This is a genomic window from Enterobacter sp. SECR19-1250 (genome assembly GCF_013391025.1).
GTDB lineage: Bacteria > Pseudomonadota > Gammaproteobacteria > Enterobacterales > Enterobacteriaceae > Enterobacter > Enterobacter cloacae.
Window position 1 is genome coordinate 17,934 of record NZ_JACASJ010000032.1, and the last position, 14,211, is coordinate 32,144.

General features: G+C 57.5%; 12 protein-coding genes and 2 pseudogenes. 9 read left to right on the plus strand and 5 right to left on the minus strand.

Translation table 11 applies throughout. The features are described from left to right. Nucleotides 1–35 precede the first annotated feature (35 nt). Nucleotides 36–1,472 (minus strand): annotated as a pseudogene (locus HX884_RS10630) (MFS transporter). Between the two features lie 107 nt (nucleotides 1,473–1,579). Between HX884_RS10630 and HX884_RS10635 the strand changes: the two are divergent. From HX884_RS10635 to HX884_RS10650, 4 genes are all read left to right on the plus strand, one after another. Continuing rightward, nucleotides 1,580–2,449 (plus strand): helix-turn-helix transcriptional regulator, encoded by an 870-nt coding sequence (locus HX884_RS10635; protein WP_013097685.1) that lies wholly within the window; start codon nucleotides 1,580–1,582, stop codon nucleotides 2,447–2,449. Beyond that, nucleotides 2,446–3,480 carry a hypothetical protein gene (locus HX884_RS10640; protein ID WP_044158814.1) on the plus strand — a complete coding sequence of 345 codons (1,035 nt, stop codon included), beginning with the start codon at nucleotides 2,446–2,448 and terminating at the stop codon, nucleotides 3,478–3,480. The genes HX884_RS10635 and HX884_RS10640 overlap by 4 nt, the downstream gene beginning before the upstream one ends. A 256-nt stretch (nucleotides 3,481–3,736) precedes the next feature. Next, nucleotides 3,737–4,024 (plus strand): helix-turn-helix transcriptional regulator, encoded by a 288-nt coding sequence (locus tag HX884_RS10645; protein WP_149896835.1) that lies wholly within the window; start codon nucleotides 3,737–3,739, stop codon nucleotides 4,022–4,024. Between the two features lie 78 nt (nucleotides 4,025–4,102). Then, a complete protein-coding gene (locus HX884_RS10650; protein WP_094085184.1) occupies nucleotides 4,103–4,705 on the plus strand; it encodes a hypothetical protein in 603 nt (200 codons plus the stop codon). A 27-nt stretch (nucleotides 4,706–4,732) separates the two neighbouring features. Here HX884_RS10650 and nfsB read toward each other — a convergent pair whose 3' ends face one another. The 3 genes from nfsB to HX884_RS10665 form a co-directional block, all read right to left on the minus strand. Beyond that, the gene (gene nfsB / locus HX884_RS10655) at nucleotides 4,733–5,386 is read right to left on the minus strand and encodes an oxygen-insensitive NAD(P)H nitroreductase (protein WP_013097682.1); all 654 of its coding nucleotides are present in this window, start codon (nucleotides 5,384–5,386) and stop codon (nucleotides 4,733–4,735) included. A 120-nt stretch (nucleotides 5,387–5,506) separates the two neighbouring features. Then, nucleotides 5,507–5,875 (minus strand): MmcQ/YjbR family DNA-binding protein, encoded by a 369-nt coding sequence (locus tag HX884_RS10660; protein ID WP_013097681.1) that lies wholly within the window; start codon nucleotides 5,873–5,875, stop codon nucleotides 5,507–5,509. Further along, nucleotides 5,865–6,455 (minus strand): TetR/AcrR family transcriptional regulator, encoded by a 591-nt coding sequence (locus tag HX884_RS10665; protein ID WP_029882606.1) that lies wholly within the window; start codon nucleotides 6,453–6,455, stop codon nucleotides 5,865–5,867. Before HX884_RS10665 ends, HX884_RS10660 begins: the two co-directional genes overlap by 11 nt. Before the next feature lie 190 nt (nucleotides 6,456–6,645). Here HX884_RS10665 and HX884_RS10670 point away from each other — a divergent pair. Next, a pseudogene (locus HX884_RS10670) lies at nucleotides 6,646–7,749 on the plus strand (MBL fold metallo-hydrolase). Between the two features lie 32 nt (nucleotides 7,750–7,781). Continuing rightward, complete coding sequence (locus HX884_RS10675) at nucleotides 7,782–8,123, plus strand: RamA family antibiotic efflux transcriptional regulator (RefSeq protein ID WP_014830972.1); 342 nt, start codon at nucleotides 7,782–7,784, stop codon at nucleotides 8,121–8,123. Nucleotides 8,124–8,170: 47 nt separating this feature from the next. On the opposite strand, the gene HX884_RS10680 is transcribed toward HX884_RS10675, so the two are convergent. Continuing rightward, nucleotides 8,171–8,419, minus strand: coding sequence for a DUF1158 domain-containing protein (locus tag HX884_RS10680; RefSeq protein ID WP_020689370.1), 249 nt, complete (start codon nucleotides 8,417–8,419; stop codon nucleotides 8,171–8,173). A gap of 489 nt (nucleotides 8,420–8,908) precedes the next feature. Between HX884_RS10680 and HX884_RS10685 the strand changes: the two genes are divergently transcribed. The 3 genes from HX884_RS10685 to HX884_RS27195 all read left to right on the plus strand — a co-directional run. Beyond that, nucleotides 8,909–11,617: a cation-transporting P-type ATPase gene (locus HX884_RS10685; protein ID WP_178328129.1), complete on the plus strand. Its 2,709-nt coding sequence runs from the start codon at nucleotides 8,909–8,911 to the stop codon at nucleotides 11,615–11,617. Nucleotides 11,618–11,722: 105 nt separating this feature from the next. Then, complete coding sequence (locus HX884_RS10690) at nucleotides 11,723–12,787, plus strand: efflux RND transporter periplasmic adaptor subunit (RefSeq protein ID WP_178328130.1); 1,065 nt, start codon at nucleotides 11,723–11,725, stop codon at nucleotides 12,785–12,787. 9 nt (nucleotides 12,788–12,796) lie between these two features. Further along, on the plus strand, nucleotides 12,797–14,211 hold a 1,415-nt coding region (locus tag HX884_RS27195; RefSeq protein ID WP_256737124.1), incomplete at its 3' end, for an efflux RND transporter permease subunit.

A 14,211-nucleotide genomic window follows, 5' to 3' on the forward strand; every position in this document is an offset into this window, starting at 1 on the left:
ATGGCGGCTGCGGATCTATTATGCAAATTCGCGGCTTATTTGGTGGCGTGGCAGGTTTTCACCACCGGCAGGCACAGACGATGGCGCATACGTAACGTTGCCAGCCCCAGCACGATCATCATGCCGGTTTCCACGGCGAGGAAGACGTTAATCGCCTGGGTGTAATCGCCGTGGTGGTTTTGCAGCGCGTGCAGCAGGATCGCACCAAAAATCGCCGGGCCAAGCCCCAGGGCGGCCTGCTGCAGCGTACTTAAAATCGCGCTGGCCGCCCCGGCATCGTCAGGCTGAATGTCGCGCATCCCGATGCGGTAGAAGCTGTTGACGATCAGCGCCTGCCCATAGCCAACCAGCCCGGTTGCCGGTGCCAGCGTCAGCGCCGTGTTGTCCATGCCCCAGAGACGGAAGGTGGCAATCAGCGCCAGCAGACCGATAATCTGAATCGCCAGCCCGGTCAGCAGAATCGAGCTGGTGCTGTAGCGGGCAATCAGACGCGGGGCAAACCATGCCGATATAAAGTAGGTCACCCCCAGGGCGATAAAACTGTTCCCCTACTGCCACGGTGCCATTCCCAGACCGGTTTGCATGGTCAGCGCCATACAGAACATAAACCCGGACCAGACGCTGAAAAAGAGCAGCGCAATCAGCACGCCAAAGCGGATGCTGCGAAGCTGCATCAGACGCGGCGGGATCAGCGGATGGGCATCCTCACGCTCTTTTTTACGGGCATTTAAGACCATCAAATACCCCATCGGGATAATCGCCATCAGTGCGGCCTTCAGCGGCCAGGACCAGTGCCACTGCGGGCCGAGGGCCATCGGAAACAGCAGGCAGCAGAGAATGACGGCCAGCAGGACGGTGCCTGTCCAGTCAATGCGCGACGGGGTTTCGCGACGGGTTTCCGGCACATAGCGACGGCTCAAGCCTAGAACCACCAGACAGATGGGCACGTTGATAAAGAAGGCGTTACGCCAGCCCAGCCCGGCGATATCCGCCGACACCAGCCAGCCGCCGCCCATCTGCCCGACGATAAACGCAATGCCGCCGATACCGCCAAACAGGCTGATCGCTTTCGCATGGGCCGTGCCTTTTAGCGTCACGTGCAGCGTGGCGAGGATTTGCGGCACGATCAGCGCCGCTCCTGCGCCCTGAATGATGCGCGCGGCAAGCAGTTGCTCAATGGTTCCCGCCATTCCGCACAGCAGCGACGCCAGGCCAAAACTTGCCACGCCCCACATAAACAGACGACGGCGCCCGAGGTTATCCCCGAGCTTGCTGCCAAGGGCAAGGCAGACGGCGAAGGCCACGCCGTAGAGCGCGACAATCAGCTCCAGTTCGGTGGCGGTGGCGTGCAAGGAGTGGGTGATAGCGTCCAGCGCCACGTTGGTGATCGAGGTATCAATCAGCGGCAGCATCTGGCCGGTTAACAGCAATATCAGGCCTGCGCGACCCGGTGAAACAACTGACGTATTCATGGTAACTCCATTGCGTCATTCAACAGATGGTCGTAGCATCAACGATCTGATAAACGGGTACCAGTTCTTGCTTATACTGGTACTGGCACTACCATGCAGGGGGAGTTATGGCGCTGATGTCTGAACCTGTTGTCTCACTCAAGGACGACACGCGAAAACAGCTGGGGGCATTTTTACGCGCCCGGCGTGAGAGCCTTGATCCACAGCGTCTTGGATTGCCGCGCAGCGGCCGCCGCCGCACGCCGGGGCTGCGCCGTGAAGAGGTGGCTTTGCTGGCTGACGTGGGCGTGACCTGGTATACGTGGCTGGAGCAGGGCAGAGATGTTAATCCCTCCAGCACCGTGATGGCGGCAGTGGCAAAAGCGCTGCAATGCACCCCGACCGAGACGCGCCACCTTTTTGTGCTGGCCGGATTGCCGCCGGGCGAAGCGCCTCAGGCGACGGGCTGCGAGGGGATCAGCGAGGGCACGCGTCGCCTGCTTGATACCCTCATGCCGAAACCCGCCAGCATCCAGAAACCCAACTTCGATATCGTGGCGTGGAACGACAGCTTCGGGCACTTAATGGGCGTCGATTTCAATGCGATCCCGCCGGAAGATCGCAACTGTATTTATCTTTTCCTCACCCATCCCGCATGGCGTGCGCGGCTTGGCAAGCGTGACGACGTGCTGCCGATCTTTGTCTCCTATTTCCGCGCGGCGATGGCCGAGCACCGGGGCGATCCGCTGTGGGAAGCGAAACTGGCGCGTTTCTTTGCGGTGTCTGAAGAATTTAAAACCCTGTGGCATCAGCGCAACGACGTGCGCGGAGTGGAGAACCAGCTCAAGCTGTTTACCCATCCTGAGCTGGGCGAGTTTACCCTGCAGCAGATGTACTGGTACTCTGCACCGCGTAATGGATCGCGGCTACTGGTCTATCTGCCGGTGGATGACGCGGGGGAGAGGGCGATGGAATGGCTGGCGGAGCAGGCAAAATGAAGGTAACCCGAAAACAGGAGCGGCTTTTGCGCCGCGCGCTCAACGAGTGGCAGCAGGAAGGCACATTAAGCGCTGACGAGCATCAGCGTCTGGCGGGCACCTTGACACGCGTCACCATGGACTGGCAGCGGCTCAGCCGCTATGCCTTCTGGACGGCGCTGGCCTGCGTGATCATTGCTATCGGCAGCCTGTTCTCCGACAGTGAACTGATGGCGCGCATTATTGCATTCTTCTCTTTCTCCTCCATCGCCCGCATCGGGCTGCCTGCGCTGGTTGCCGTGCTGTTTTATCTGTGGGGCTTCAGCCGACAGCGTCGGGAAACCCAGTGGCATTACAGCACTGAAGCCATGCTTTTTCTCGGCGTGCTCTTTACCGCCATCGCGCTCTGGCAACTCGGGGAGCGTCTGGATAACGGCAGCGGCCATATCGCACCGCTGTTCCTGGCGGGATGTGCGGTTTACGGGCTGGTGGGCTTCTTTGGTCGCTCTGGCCTGGTGTGGCTGTTTTTCCTGCTCTCACTCGGTAACTGGTTTGGTGCGGAGACGGGCTATATGTCCGGCTGGGGCGCCTACTGGCTGGGAATGAACTACCCGGTACGCTTTATCTTCTTCGGCGGTGCGCTGCTGGCACTGTGCTGGCTGCTGCGCGGAAGGCTGCAGGCGCGCCATCTATACACGACCAGCAAAGCGATGGGGCTCACGTATCTGTTTGTCGCCCTGTGGATCATGTCGATTTTCGGCAACTACGATATCGATAACTGGTATGGCGTTACGCAGGCTTCGCTGCTGCCGTGGGCGCTGCTGTTCGCCGTGGCGGCGGTGCTCTGCATTTACATCAGCCTTAAAACCGACGACGGCATGCTGCGCGGTTTTGGCCTGACCTTCCTCGCCATTAACCTCTACACCCGCTACTTCGAATACTTCTGGGACGGGATGAACAAAGTGGTGTTCTTCCTGCTCCTCGCGGCGTCGCTGGCGGTGATTGGGCGCTATGCAGAACGAATCTGGCACGCGGGTAACCCGGCCAGGTAAGTTTTTTGCGAGAAGGATTCAGGGAATCGACGTGGACTCGGTTGATCCTGGCGCAAACGTGTAAGGTAAATCACGAAAGGTGAGGTTAGCCTTTAATGCAAATTGCCTTATATGTTAATGTCGTCATAAACTGCGTACTCATCCAACGGCATTGAGTGAGCCTGATAACAAGCCATTGCCACATGGCTTGTTTGAAATAAGAACAGTTGGGTTGCTCCATAGTCGGGGAATTATGTCTACTAACAGGAGATGTTAGATGAGCAAGAAGATTATTAACTGGGACGAATTAAGAGCAGAGTTATTAAGTGATTCAAAGGTACAAGCATCTTTTGATGCGGAAGAGCGTAAAGCGCGTCTGCGTGACATGCTGGCGCAATGGCGAAACCAGGCCGGACTGACGCGTGCGCAGGTGGCTGAAAGAATGGGGGTTAGCGCGCCAACGGTTTCCCGAATGGAAGCAAATATCACACGTGCCAGTCTGGATACCTTAACGCGTTATGCGTTGGTGTGTGGGGTAAAGCATCCGCAGATCACGTTGTATTAATCATTGTTCAACCTGTTGAATCTGCGTCATTTAGATGCGTTGTAAAGTGGACTATACTTACGCGATGAGAAACCACCGATGTCGCCACTGATGATTGAGTCAGCAGATTTTAGCCAAAAACTCGGGCTTATCTCCCGAAATGTCGAACATACAGAAGCATTCCTGGCGCGGGGCACGGTGGATTTTCAGTTGCCGGGGTATTTGCTGCCTGCAGGATACCGGCTCCTGAAATCGCGTTATAGCGATGAATACCGTCTCGTCACTACCGACGACGGCAAACCTTATACGGCATATGCCGTGAAGCTGGCGTTCCATAAAGAGATCACCTTTCCTCACGGTGCCGCAACGCAAGTTATGGTCTGGCGTACGCCCCGCGCTGTCCATCAACGCGTGATAAGCGGATTACCACAATTGTTTTTTCAGTGGGTGCTAAGCGAATACGACATTGTAGTGTCAGACAGCGAGCAAACCGGAGACGGTCAACGGTTCTGGTTACGCATGATCGACTGGGCATTTACCATGAATTATCGCATTAGCGTGGCGGACGGCACGGAAGGCGAAGAGTGGAGACTCACGCCAGTAAATTCATACGCGGAACTGGAAGAGCGCTGGATCGCCTTTGCGTGGGGGGACGATCGTGACGTTCATCCGCACCGCAGATTGGTGATCAGTAAGGTGTAAAGGGCCGCAGCGAGCGGCCCGTATGTATTAGCACTCAGTCACAATCGTGCTCAGCGGCAGGCGAGATTTTGGCAGCGTGGCGTTGAAATCTTCCACGCTGTGATGCCCAACCGGCACCACCACCAGGCTGGTGAAACCTTTCTCTTTCAGGCCGAACTCTTCGTCGAGGATCGCGGCGTCGAAGCCTTCAATCGGTACCGCATCCAGGCCCAGCGCAGCCACGCCCAGCAGGAAGTTACCCACGTTCAGATAAACCTGTTTCGCCATCCACTGGTCGTCATCTTTCAGATCCACACGGTGCATGTCAGCGAAGTAGGTACGACCTTTATGGTTCGCCGCTTTGGCTTCTGGCGTGTTGAAACGGCCATCGGCCTCTTCCTGATCCACCACGCGTTCCAGCCAGGCATCATCCATCGCGGTTTTCGCGCAGAACACCACCACGTGAGAAGCGTCCAGCATTTTGCGCTCGTTGAAGACGTAAGTGCCTGCGGCAGATTTCGCCACGCGAGCTTTACCTTCCTCGGTGCTGGCGACAATGAAGTGCCACGGCTGAGAGTTGGTGCTGGACGGGCTGTATTGCAGCAGGGTTTTGATCTTTTCCGCTTCGTCTGCGGTCAGTTTTTTAGCGGGGTCGAACGCCTTGGTGGAGTGGCGTTTCAGGGCGACAGAAATAATATCCATAACAACTCCTGGTAATGAAATTCGCCCGCACGCGGGCGCGAAAGGAGAGCAGATTACAGCGAGACGCGGAAAAAGATAAGTGCGATTCGAGCGCTTATACTGTTCGTCTCAGACGAACAATCAAACCGGTCTGATCCACTTCTGGTCTTTTTTCGGCAGCTTATCCACCACCAGATTCCACGAGTCATTGATGAGATCGGTCACCAGCTCTGGCGTAACGTCGTCGGTACCGTAGAGGGAAATCCAGTGTTTTTTATTGAGGTGATAGCCCGGTTCCACTCCACGATAAATCTGCTGGTTTAACAGCGATTTTTCCGGGTCTGACTTCAGGCTGACGTGGGGCCGTCCATGTACGGTGCCCATCAGCATAAAAATTTTTCCGCCTATCTTAAACACATCGTATTCCGGCCCAAACGGCCAGCAGTGTTCGGTGAAAGGCAGCTCCAGCGCCACGCGTTTGGCGTGCTCCTGCAGGGATTTACTGTCCATCGCTCTCTTCCTGGGCAAGCCCGCGCCACATAACCTCAAACCCGAGCGCTTTAAAATCGACGGCGCGAGAAGGATCGCGGGTGGCAAATTCCATTGTGGATTCGGCAAGCGATAAGAAAAGCGCATCGCCAAAGGTTTTAAACTCATCGGACATAAACACCTGGCGCACCGAGCGGCGGCAGAGTTCATGCAGCTCCGGGAACATCTCTTTCACCGCCAGTTCCGTTTCGGCGCTCAGCTTTTCACTCACGCCTATCTGGCGGATTGCCGCATGCGCCACGGGGTTACGAATCCCCCACTCCACATAGCTGTTCCAGATGTTTCGCGTATGCTCTTTCGGTGTGGTAAGGCTGCGGTCCAGATTAGAGAGCATTGACTGACAGAGGTCCTGCTTGAGGTGCAGGTAGAGGGCATTCAGCAGATCGTCTTTGGTAGCAAAGTAGCGGAACAGGGTACCTTCGGCGACGCCCGCTTTACGGGCAATTAACGCCGTTGAGGCGGCAATACCTGACTGCGCAAATGCCGCGGTTGCGGCGTCCAGTAAGGCCTGTTTTTTATCTTCACTCTTCGGACGTGCCACTAAATTTTTCCTCCTGTCAATTGTAAAAACCCTGATTGAAACACGTGCTTTGACCCGCTGCAACGCGGAATGTCAAAGATCGAAAACGTCTTGACGACTTTATCATCATATCTATAATGAGTGCTTACTCACTCATAATCAAGTTCAGCCCGCGCAAACCATCGGATGGGGCGCGTTTTCGGGTCAGGATATGAAAAAGTCCCTCTTCATCTGCGTGGTGTTTGTCATGATTATTGCTTCAGCCGCGAGTTTACCGTTTGTTCTGAATGCCGGATTTGGCCAGCCACCGCAGGGTGCGCAGCTCACGGAAGTGGAGGCCTCGCCGCAGTATCGCGACGGCAAATTCCACAATTCGTTGCCCACGCCAGGCTATAACGGCGACAAAAATATGCTGGTGGCGATGTGGGAGTTCCTGACCAAAAAGACTGAAAACGCCCGTCCTGCACAGCCGCTGCCGCTGGTAAAAACCGATCTCGCAAGCCTGCCGCGGGAGCAGGAAACGCTGGTGTGGCTCGGTCACTCCTCCTGGTATATGCAGCTGGCGGGGAAACGGATGCTTATCGACCCCGTTCTTGGAAATTACGCCGCACCGTTTTCATTCCTCAACGAAGCCTTCGCCGGGGAATATCCCTGGCAGGCGAGCAGCATGCCGGAGATCGACCTGCTGATCATTTCGCACGATCACTACGATCACCTGGATTACGCCACCATCACGGCGCTGCTGCCGAAGGTGAAACGCGTGGTCACTCCGCTGGGCGTGGGATCGCACCTGCGTTACTAGGGAATGAAGCCGGAGATTATTGAAGAGCGCGACTGGAACCAGTCGGTGCGCATCAGCGAGGCGCTGACGGTGCATGTGCTGCCCGCGCGTCACTTCTCCGGGCGCGGCATCAAGCGCAATCAAACCCTGTGGGGCAGTTTTATGTTCGTTACGCCCGAACAGAAGATTTATTACAGCGGCGATTCAGGTTACGGGCCGCATTTTAAGGCCATCGGCGAGCAGTTTGGCGAAGTGGATTTAGCCATTATGGAAAACGGTCAGTACGACCAGGACTGGAAGTACATCCATATGCTCCCGGAAGAGACGGCGCAGGCCTCGGTGGATCTGAACGCGAAAGCCGTGGTGCCGGGACATAACGGGCGCTTCGTGCTGGCGAAACATACCTGGAACGATCCGCTGATCCAACTGGCAAAAGCCAGCAAGGACAAAAATTATCGGCTGTTGACACCCGCGCTGGGCGAGCCTGTCCGGGTGAGTGATCCCACGCAAACATTTCGTGAGTGGTGGGAATAATGATCAATCAGGAAGCTGAAGGGGAGAGCAGTATGACCATTTCCGCTCAAGTCATCGACACTATCGTCGAGTGGATCGACGATAACCTGCACCAGCCATTACGTATCGAAGAGATTGCCCGCCATGCGGGTTACTCGAAATGGCACCTGCAGCGGCTGTTTATGCAATACAAAGGGGAGAGTCTGGGGCGCTATATCCGTGAACGCAAGCTGCTGCTGGCGGCGCGGGATCTGCGCGAATCAGACGCCCGGGTGTACGACATCTGCCTGCGTTACGGGTTTGACTCGCAGCAGACCTTCACCCGCATCTTCACCCGCACGTTCAACCAGCCGCCTGGGGCGTATCGTAAAGAGAACCACAGCAGGGCACACTGATCTGTTTTGCCCGGTGGCGGTTTCGCCTGACCGGGCCTGCATCACGCTTACGACGTCAGAGAAAACCAGCGGCGCCAGACGAAACGCAGCACGAAGAATTCGATGGCGCCGAGCAGTAAGAACCACACGCAGAACAGAATGGTGTAGAGCTGGTTAAGGTCGACCATGTGGAAGGTCTGAACCAGCTTCTGCGCCAGCACCAGCCCGAGAGAGGGTGCCGGTAGCAGCAGGCACGAAAGCAGGGCCAGCAATAAAATGCCGCCCGCAGTGAGCAGCGATTCTAACGGGTGTTTCATCGTAATGTTAATCGTCAGTTAAAAATGTCATTGTCCGGCATCCCGGAACGTAAAGCAATATAAACCCACCCACCCGGTTTCACTGAAATAATCACCGCTTATCAGCTTCTTATTCGTAAAATAAAAATAAATCCTCACGCGCGATTAAAAGAATATCGCGTTATGTCAATTAATGTCTGGATTACGAAAATAATTTTACAAAGGAATAGGTGCTATATCCAATTAACGTTGCAATAACAATGGCTGCGATAATGTATAACGCCAGACGGCGTCCGCGATAAATACCAAACATGGTTCCTCCTCGTTTAAAGTTGGTTTAGAAATATTTTGTAAAAATTGGCTCATCGAAATAGTTTTATGCAGTTTTGAATAACCGAGAAGTCATTATATTGCGGTAGATCAATTTTACTCGCAAGACTTTAAAATGAATTTATTTTAGCCCGAAAGGAATTCAGGCTTCAGTTCACCGGCTATTGAAGGAAAAATACGATGACCGAAAAAAAATTGTCCCCGAACGTGCCGCCTTCCGGCGGGCTGGCATACCAGCAGACCGTAGAGCAGGTGCTTGCGCACACCCAGAGCCAGGCCAGGGGTCTGGAGCGTGCAGAGGCGCAGGCGCGTTTGCAAAAACATGGCCCGAATGCGCTGCCGGAGAAAAAAGGTAAACCCGCCTGGCTGCGTTTTTTAGCCCATTTTAATGATGTTCTGATTTATGTCCTGCTGGCCGCAGCCGTATTAACGGCAATAATGGGCCACTGGGTTGATACGCTGGTTATTTTAGGCGTGGCGGTGATCAATGCGTTAATTGGTCATATTCAGGAAAGCAACGCGGAAAAATCGTTGAAGAGTATTCGTAATATGCTCTCCAGCGAGGCGCGCGTTATTCGCGATGGCAACCATGAAACAATACCCACAACTGAAATAGTTCCGGGCGATATTATTGTTTTACGTGCGGGGGATCGTATTCCCGCAGATATGCGCTTAATCGAAGCACATAATTTACGCGTGGAAGAGGCGATTCTCACCGGCGAATCAACGGTGGTAGATAAACACACCAACCCGCTGAACGGTGAACTGCCGCTGGGCGATCGCACTAACCTGGTCTTCTCGGGCACCACCGTGAGTGCGGGTGGGGGGATCGGCGTGGTGATTGCCACCGGGCAGGAGACCGAGCTTGGCCACATCAACCAGATGATGGACGGGATTGAAAAACACCGCACGCCGCTGCTGGTACAGATGGACAAGCTGGGCAAGGCTATCTTCGCCATTATTCTGGCGATGATGGCGGCGCTGTTTATCTTCAGCCTGGTGTTCCGCGAGATCCCAATGGGCGAGCTGCTGCTCTCGCTGATTAGCCTGGCGGTGGCGTCCGTACCGGAAGGTCTGCCGGCGATTATCTCCATTATCCTCTCGCTGGGTGTACAGGCGATGGCGCGCAAGCGGGCGATTATCCGCAAGCTGCCAACGGTTGAAACCCTGGGGGCGATGACCGTGGTCTGCTCGGATAAAACCGGCACCCTGACCATGAACGAAATGACTGTGAAGGCCATCATCACCGCTGACGCCTGCTACCGCGTGGACGGCAACAGCTACGAGCCGGTGGGCAACATTTACCTGGAAGGCAGCGACGAACCGATGCAGATCCAGCCGGACACCGTGCTGGAGCAGTACCTGCGCACCATCGACCTGTGCAATGACAGCCAGCTGATTCAGGACGAGCGCGGCCTGTGGGGCATCACCGGTGGGCCGACCGAAGGCGCGCTGAAGGTGCTGGCGGCGAAAGCCCACCTCGCGCCGGTGATGACCACGCTGATTAACAAAATCCCGTTCGACTCGCAGTACAAGTACATGAGCACCCACTACCAGATTGGCAGTGAGGAGCAGATCCTGATCACCGGCGCGCCGGATGTGATTTTCGCCCTCTGCGCACAGCAGCAGACCCGCAACGGTGCGCAGGCGTTTGACCGTGCGTACTGGGAAAGCGAGATGGAGCGCTATGCGCGCCAGGGGCTGCGTATGGTGGCCGCGGCGTTCAAACCGGCAAACGGCGAGCAGGCGCTGACGCATGACGATCTCAGCCACGGTCTGATCTTCCTCGGTATCGCCGGGATGATGGATCCACCGCGCCCGGAAGCCATTGACGCCATTAACGCCTGCCAGCAGGCGGGGATCCGCGTGAAGATGATCACCGGCGATCACCCGCAGACGGCAATGAGCATTGGCCAGATGCTGGGGATCACCAACAGCGAGCAGGCGGTGACCGGCTACCAGCTGGAGAAGATGGATGACACCGAGCTGGCGGACGCGGCGGTGAAGTATGACATCTTCGCCCGTACCAGCCCGGAGCATAAGCTGCGCCTGGTGAAAGCGCTGCAGGACAAAGGCGAGATCGTCGGCATGACCGGCGACGGCGTGAACGATGCCCCGGCGCTGCGTCAGGCGGACGTGGGTATTGCGATGGGCATCAAAGGCACGGAAGTGACCAAAGAGGCGGCGGACATGGTCCTGACGGACGATAACTTCGCCACCATTGCCAGCGCGGTAAAAGAGGGGCGTCGTGTCTACGACAACCTGAAGAAAACCATTCTGTTCATCATGCCAACTAACCTGGCGCAGGGGCTGTTGATTGTGATTGCGCTGCTGGCGGGGAACATCATTCCGCTCACGCCGGTACTGATTCTGTGGATGAACATGGCAACCTCCGCCACGCTCTCCTTCGGCCTGGCGTTTGAAGCCGCCGAGCGCAACATCATGCGCCGTCCACCGCGTCAGACCGGGCAGCACGTGATGGACGCGTACGCCGTGTGGAGCGTGGCCTTTGTGGGCACCATGATTGCCATCGCCACCTTTGCGCTCGAAGCCCTGCTGGCCCCGCGCGGTCACAGCGCGGAGTTCATCCGCACCGTGCTGCTGCAGATGCTGGTCTGCGCCCAGTGGGTGTACATGATTAACTGCCGCAACACCGAAGGGTTCTCCCTGAACCGCGGCCTGCTGGCAAACAAAGGGATCTGGCTGGTTACCGGCGTGCTGTTCCTGCTTCAGGCGGCCATCATCTACCTGCCGTTTATGCAGATGCTGTTCGGGACGGAAGCGCTGCCGCTGCGCTACTGGTTCGTAACGCTTGCGGTAGCGGGCGTGATGTTCTTCGTCGTCGAAATCGAGAAGCGACTCACCCGCAGGTTCCGTAAGGCTGCATAACCTTTTGCCCTCCCCCTAACCCTCTCCCACAGGGAGAGGGGACCCTGACCTCCCTCTCCCGGTGGGAGAGGGCCGGGGTGAGGGCAACAACCCTGAGGTACTCCCATGAAATTCCCACTCCTGTTCGCACTGCTCACCTTCACCCTGCCACCTGTCTTTGCCGCCGCCATTCCTGTTCGCGTTGCCACCGTGGAACAAACTACCCACGCTGCTGAACGCCAGATCCCGGGCCGCATCGAGGCGATTCACACCGTTGAGTTGCGCGCACGCACGGAAGGCGTGATAACCAAAATCAACTTCCGCGACGGGCAATATGTGAAAAAAGGCGACGTGCTGTTCGAACTGGATGATGCCGAGCCGCGTGCTGCCGTGCGTCTGGCTCAGGCCGAGGTGACGAGCGCCGAAGCCACGCTGCGGCAGGCGCAGCAGCAGCTCTCCCGTTTTGAAAGCCTGGGCAACAACAACGCCATCAGCCGCCACGATGTGGATAACGCCCGTATGCAGCGCGATGTTGCCCGCGCTGCGCTGGAACAGGCGAAAGCCCGGCTGGAAACCCGCAACGTGACGCTGGGGTACACGCGCATCACATCACCGATTGCCGGGCGCGTGGGGCACAGCAACTTCCACGTCGGCAGCCTGGTCAACCCCGCAAGCGGCGTACTGGTGGATGTGGTGCAGCTGGATCCGATCCGCATCGCTTTTGCGCTGGAAGAGGGCGCCTTTGCCGCTAAAGTCGGCAAGCATACCGATCTCCGCGCCATGAAGCAGGCCTGGCAGGCGTTAATTGACAGCAACGGCCAGCGCATCGTCGGCGAGCTGACGTCGGTGGACAACCGCATCGACCCGCGCACCGCCAGCGTGATGCTGCGCGCCGAATTCGCCAATCCACGCCATCAGCTGCTGCCCGGCGGCAATGTGAATGTTTTTCTGTGGCCCGCCAGCGCAACGCCGGTTATGATGCTGCCCGCCGCTGCCGTACAGCAGAATGACGACGGTTTCTTCGCCTGGGTGGTCAACGCCGACGGCAAGGCGGAAAAACGTCCGCTGACGGTCGCCGGACAGATCGGGCAGCAGTTCCAGATCGCCTCTGGCGTACAGCCTGGTGAGCGAGCGATCGCTGACGGCGTGCAGCGTGTTCAGCCCGGCGCTGCCGTCCAGATACTGAATTAAGGAGCCATCATGCTGACGTTTTTCATCAAACGCCCGCGCTTTGCGATGGTGATTGCGCTGGTCATTACCCTGTTGGGGGCTATCGCGCTGAAGCTGATCCCGGTGGAGCAGTATCCGCAGATCACGCCGCCGGTCGTGAATGTGTCAGCGTCATGGCCGGGGGCCAGCGCGGCTGACGTGGCCGAGGCCATCGCCACGCCGCTGGAGACCCAGCTTAACGGCGTGGACCACATGCTGTATATGGAGTCCACCAGTTCGGATGAAGGCATCTACAGCCTGAACATCACGTTTGCTGCCGGGACAGACCCGGATCTGGCCGCCATCGACGTGCAAAACCGCGTGTCGCAGGCCACGGCACAGCTACCGGCCGAGGCACAGCAAAACGGCGTGCAGGTGCGCAAGCGCGCCACCAACCTGATGATGGGGGTAAGTCTTTACTCACCGGAAAACACCCACATGCCGCTGTTTGTCAGCAACTACGCCAGCACTCAGGTGCGCGAGGCGCTGTCCCGTTTGCCCGGCGTCGGGCAGGTGCAGATGTTTGGCGCGCGCGACTACAGCATGCGCATCTGGCTGCGGCCCGATCGCATGAACGCGCTCAACGTCACCACCGATGACGTGGCGCAGGCGCTGCGCGAGCAGAACGTGCAGGGCGCGGCAGGCCAGGTCGGTACACCACCGGTCTTTAACGGCCAGCAGCAGACCCTGACCATCAACGGGCTGGGGCGCTTAAACCAGGCAGAAGAGTTTGCCAACATCATCATCCGCGCGGGCGAGATGGGGCAACTGGTACGCCTGCAGGACGTTGCCACCATCGAACTTGGCTCGCGCAGCTACAGCTCCGGCGCGCAGTTGAACGGACATGACTCCGCCTACCTTGGTATTTACCCCACTCCGTCTGCTAACGCCCTGCGCGTCGCCGGGGCGGTGCGTGCTGAGCTGGAGCGTCTCTCGACGCGCTTCCCGGACGACCTGGTTTATGAGGTGAAATTCGACACCACCACCTTCGTGGCTGCCACCATTAAAGAGATTGGCGTCTCCCTGGCGCTGACGATGCTGGCGGTTGTGGTGGTCGTTTCCCTGTTCCTGCAGAGCTGGCGCGCCACGCTGATTGTCGCCCTTGCCATTCCGGTGTCGCTGGTGGGCACCTTTGCGGTGCTTTACACGCTTGGCTATTCCGCCAACACGCTCAGCCTGTTCGCCATTATTCTGGCGCTGACCATGGTGGTGGATGACGCCATCGTGGTGGTGGAGAGCGTCGAAACGCTGATGGCGGAAGGGCAGAGCCGGACGGCGGCGACAGCGCTGGCGCTGCGCCAGATTGCCAGGCCGGTGATCGCGACGACGCTGGTGCTGCTGGCGGTATTCGTGCCGGTGGCGTTGCTGCCGGGGATTGTCGGCGAACTGTACCGCCAGTTTGCGGT

Excerpts from the sequence above, each read along its gene's own strand:
- nfsB (WP_013097682.1), bottom strand. The coding sequence starts at position 5,386 with ATGGATATTATTTCTGTCGCCCTGAAACGCCACTCCACCAAGGCGTTC.
- HX884_RS10645 (WP_149896835.1), top strand. The coding sequence starts at position 3,737 with ATGAGCAAGAAGATTATTAACTGGGACGAATTAAGAGCAGAGTTATTA.
- HX884_RS10650 (WP_094085184.1), top strand. The coding sequence starts at position 4,103 with ATGTCGCCACTGATGATTGAGTCAGCAGATTTTAGCCAAAAACTCGGG.
- HX884_RS10685 (WP_178328129.1), top strand. The coding sequence starts at position 8,909 with ATGACCGAAAAAAAATTGTCCCCGAACGTGCCGCCTTCCGGCGGGCTG.
- HX884_RS10680 (WP_020689370.1), bottom strand. The coding sequence starts at position 8,419 with ATGAAACACCCGTTAGAATCGCTGCTCACTGCGGGCGGCATTTTATTG.
- HX884_RS10675 (WP_014830972.1), top strand. The coding sequence starts at position 7,782 with ATGACCATTTCCGCTCAAGTCATCGACACTATCGTCGAGTGGATCGAC.
- HX884_RS10640 (WP_044158814.1), top strand. The coding sequence starts at position 2,446 with ATGAAGGTAACCCGAAAACAGGAGCGGCTTTTGCGCCGCGCGCTCAAC.
- HX884_RS10660 (WP_013097681.1), bottom strand. The coding sequence starts at position 5,875 with ATGGACAGTAAATCCCTGCAGGAGCACGCCAAACGCGTGGCGCTGGAG.
- HX884_RS10635 (WP_013097685.1), top strand. The coding sequence starts at position 1,580 with ATGGCGCTGATGTCTGAACCTGTTGTCTCACTCAAGGACGACACGCGA.
- HX884_RS10690 (WP_178328130.1), top strand. The coding sequence starts at position 11,723 with ATGAAATTCCCACTCCTGTTCGCACTGCTCACCTTCACCCTGCCACCT.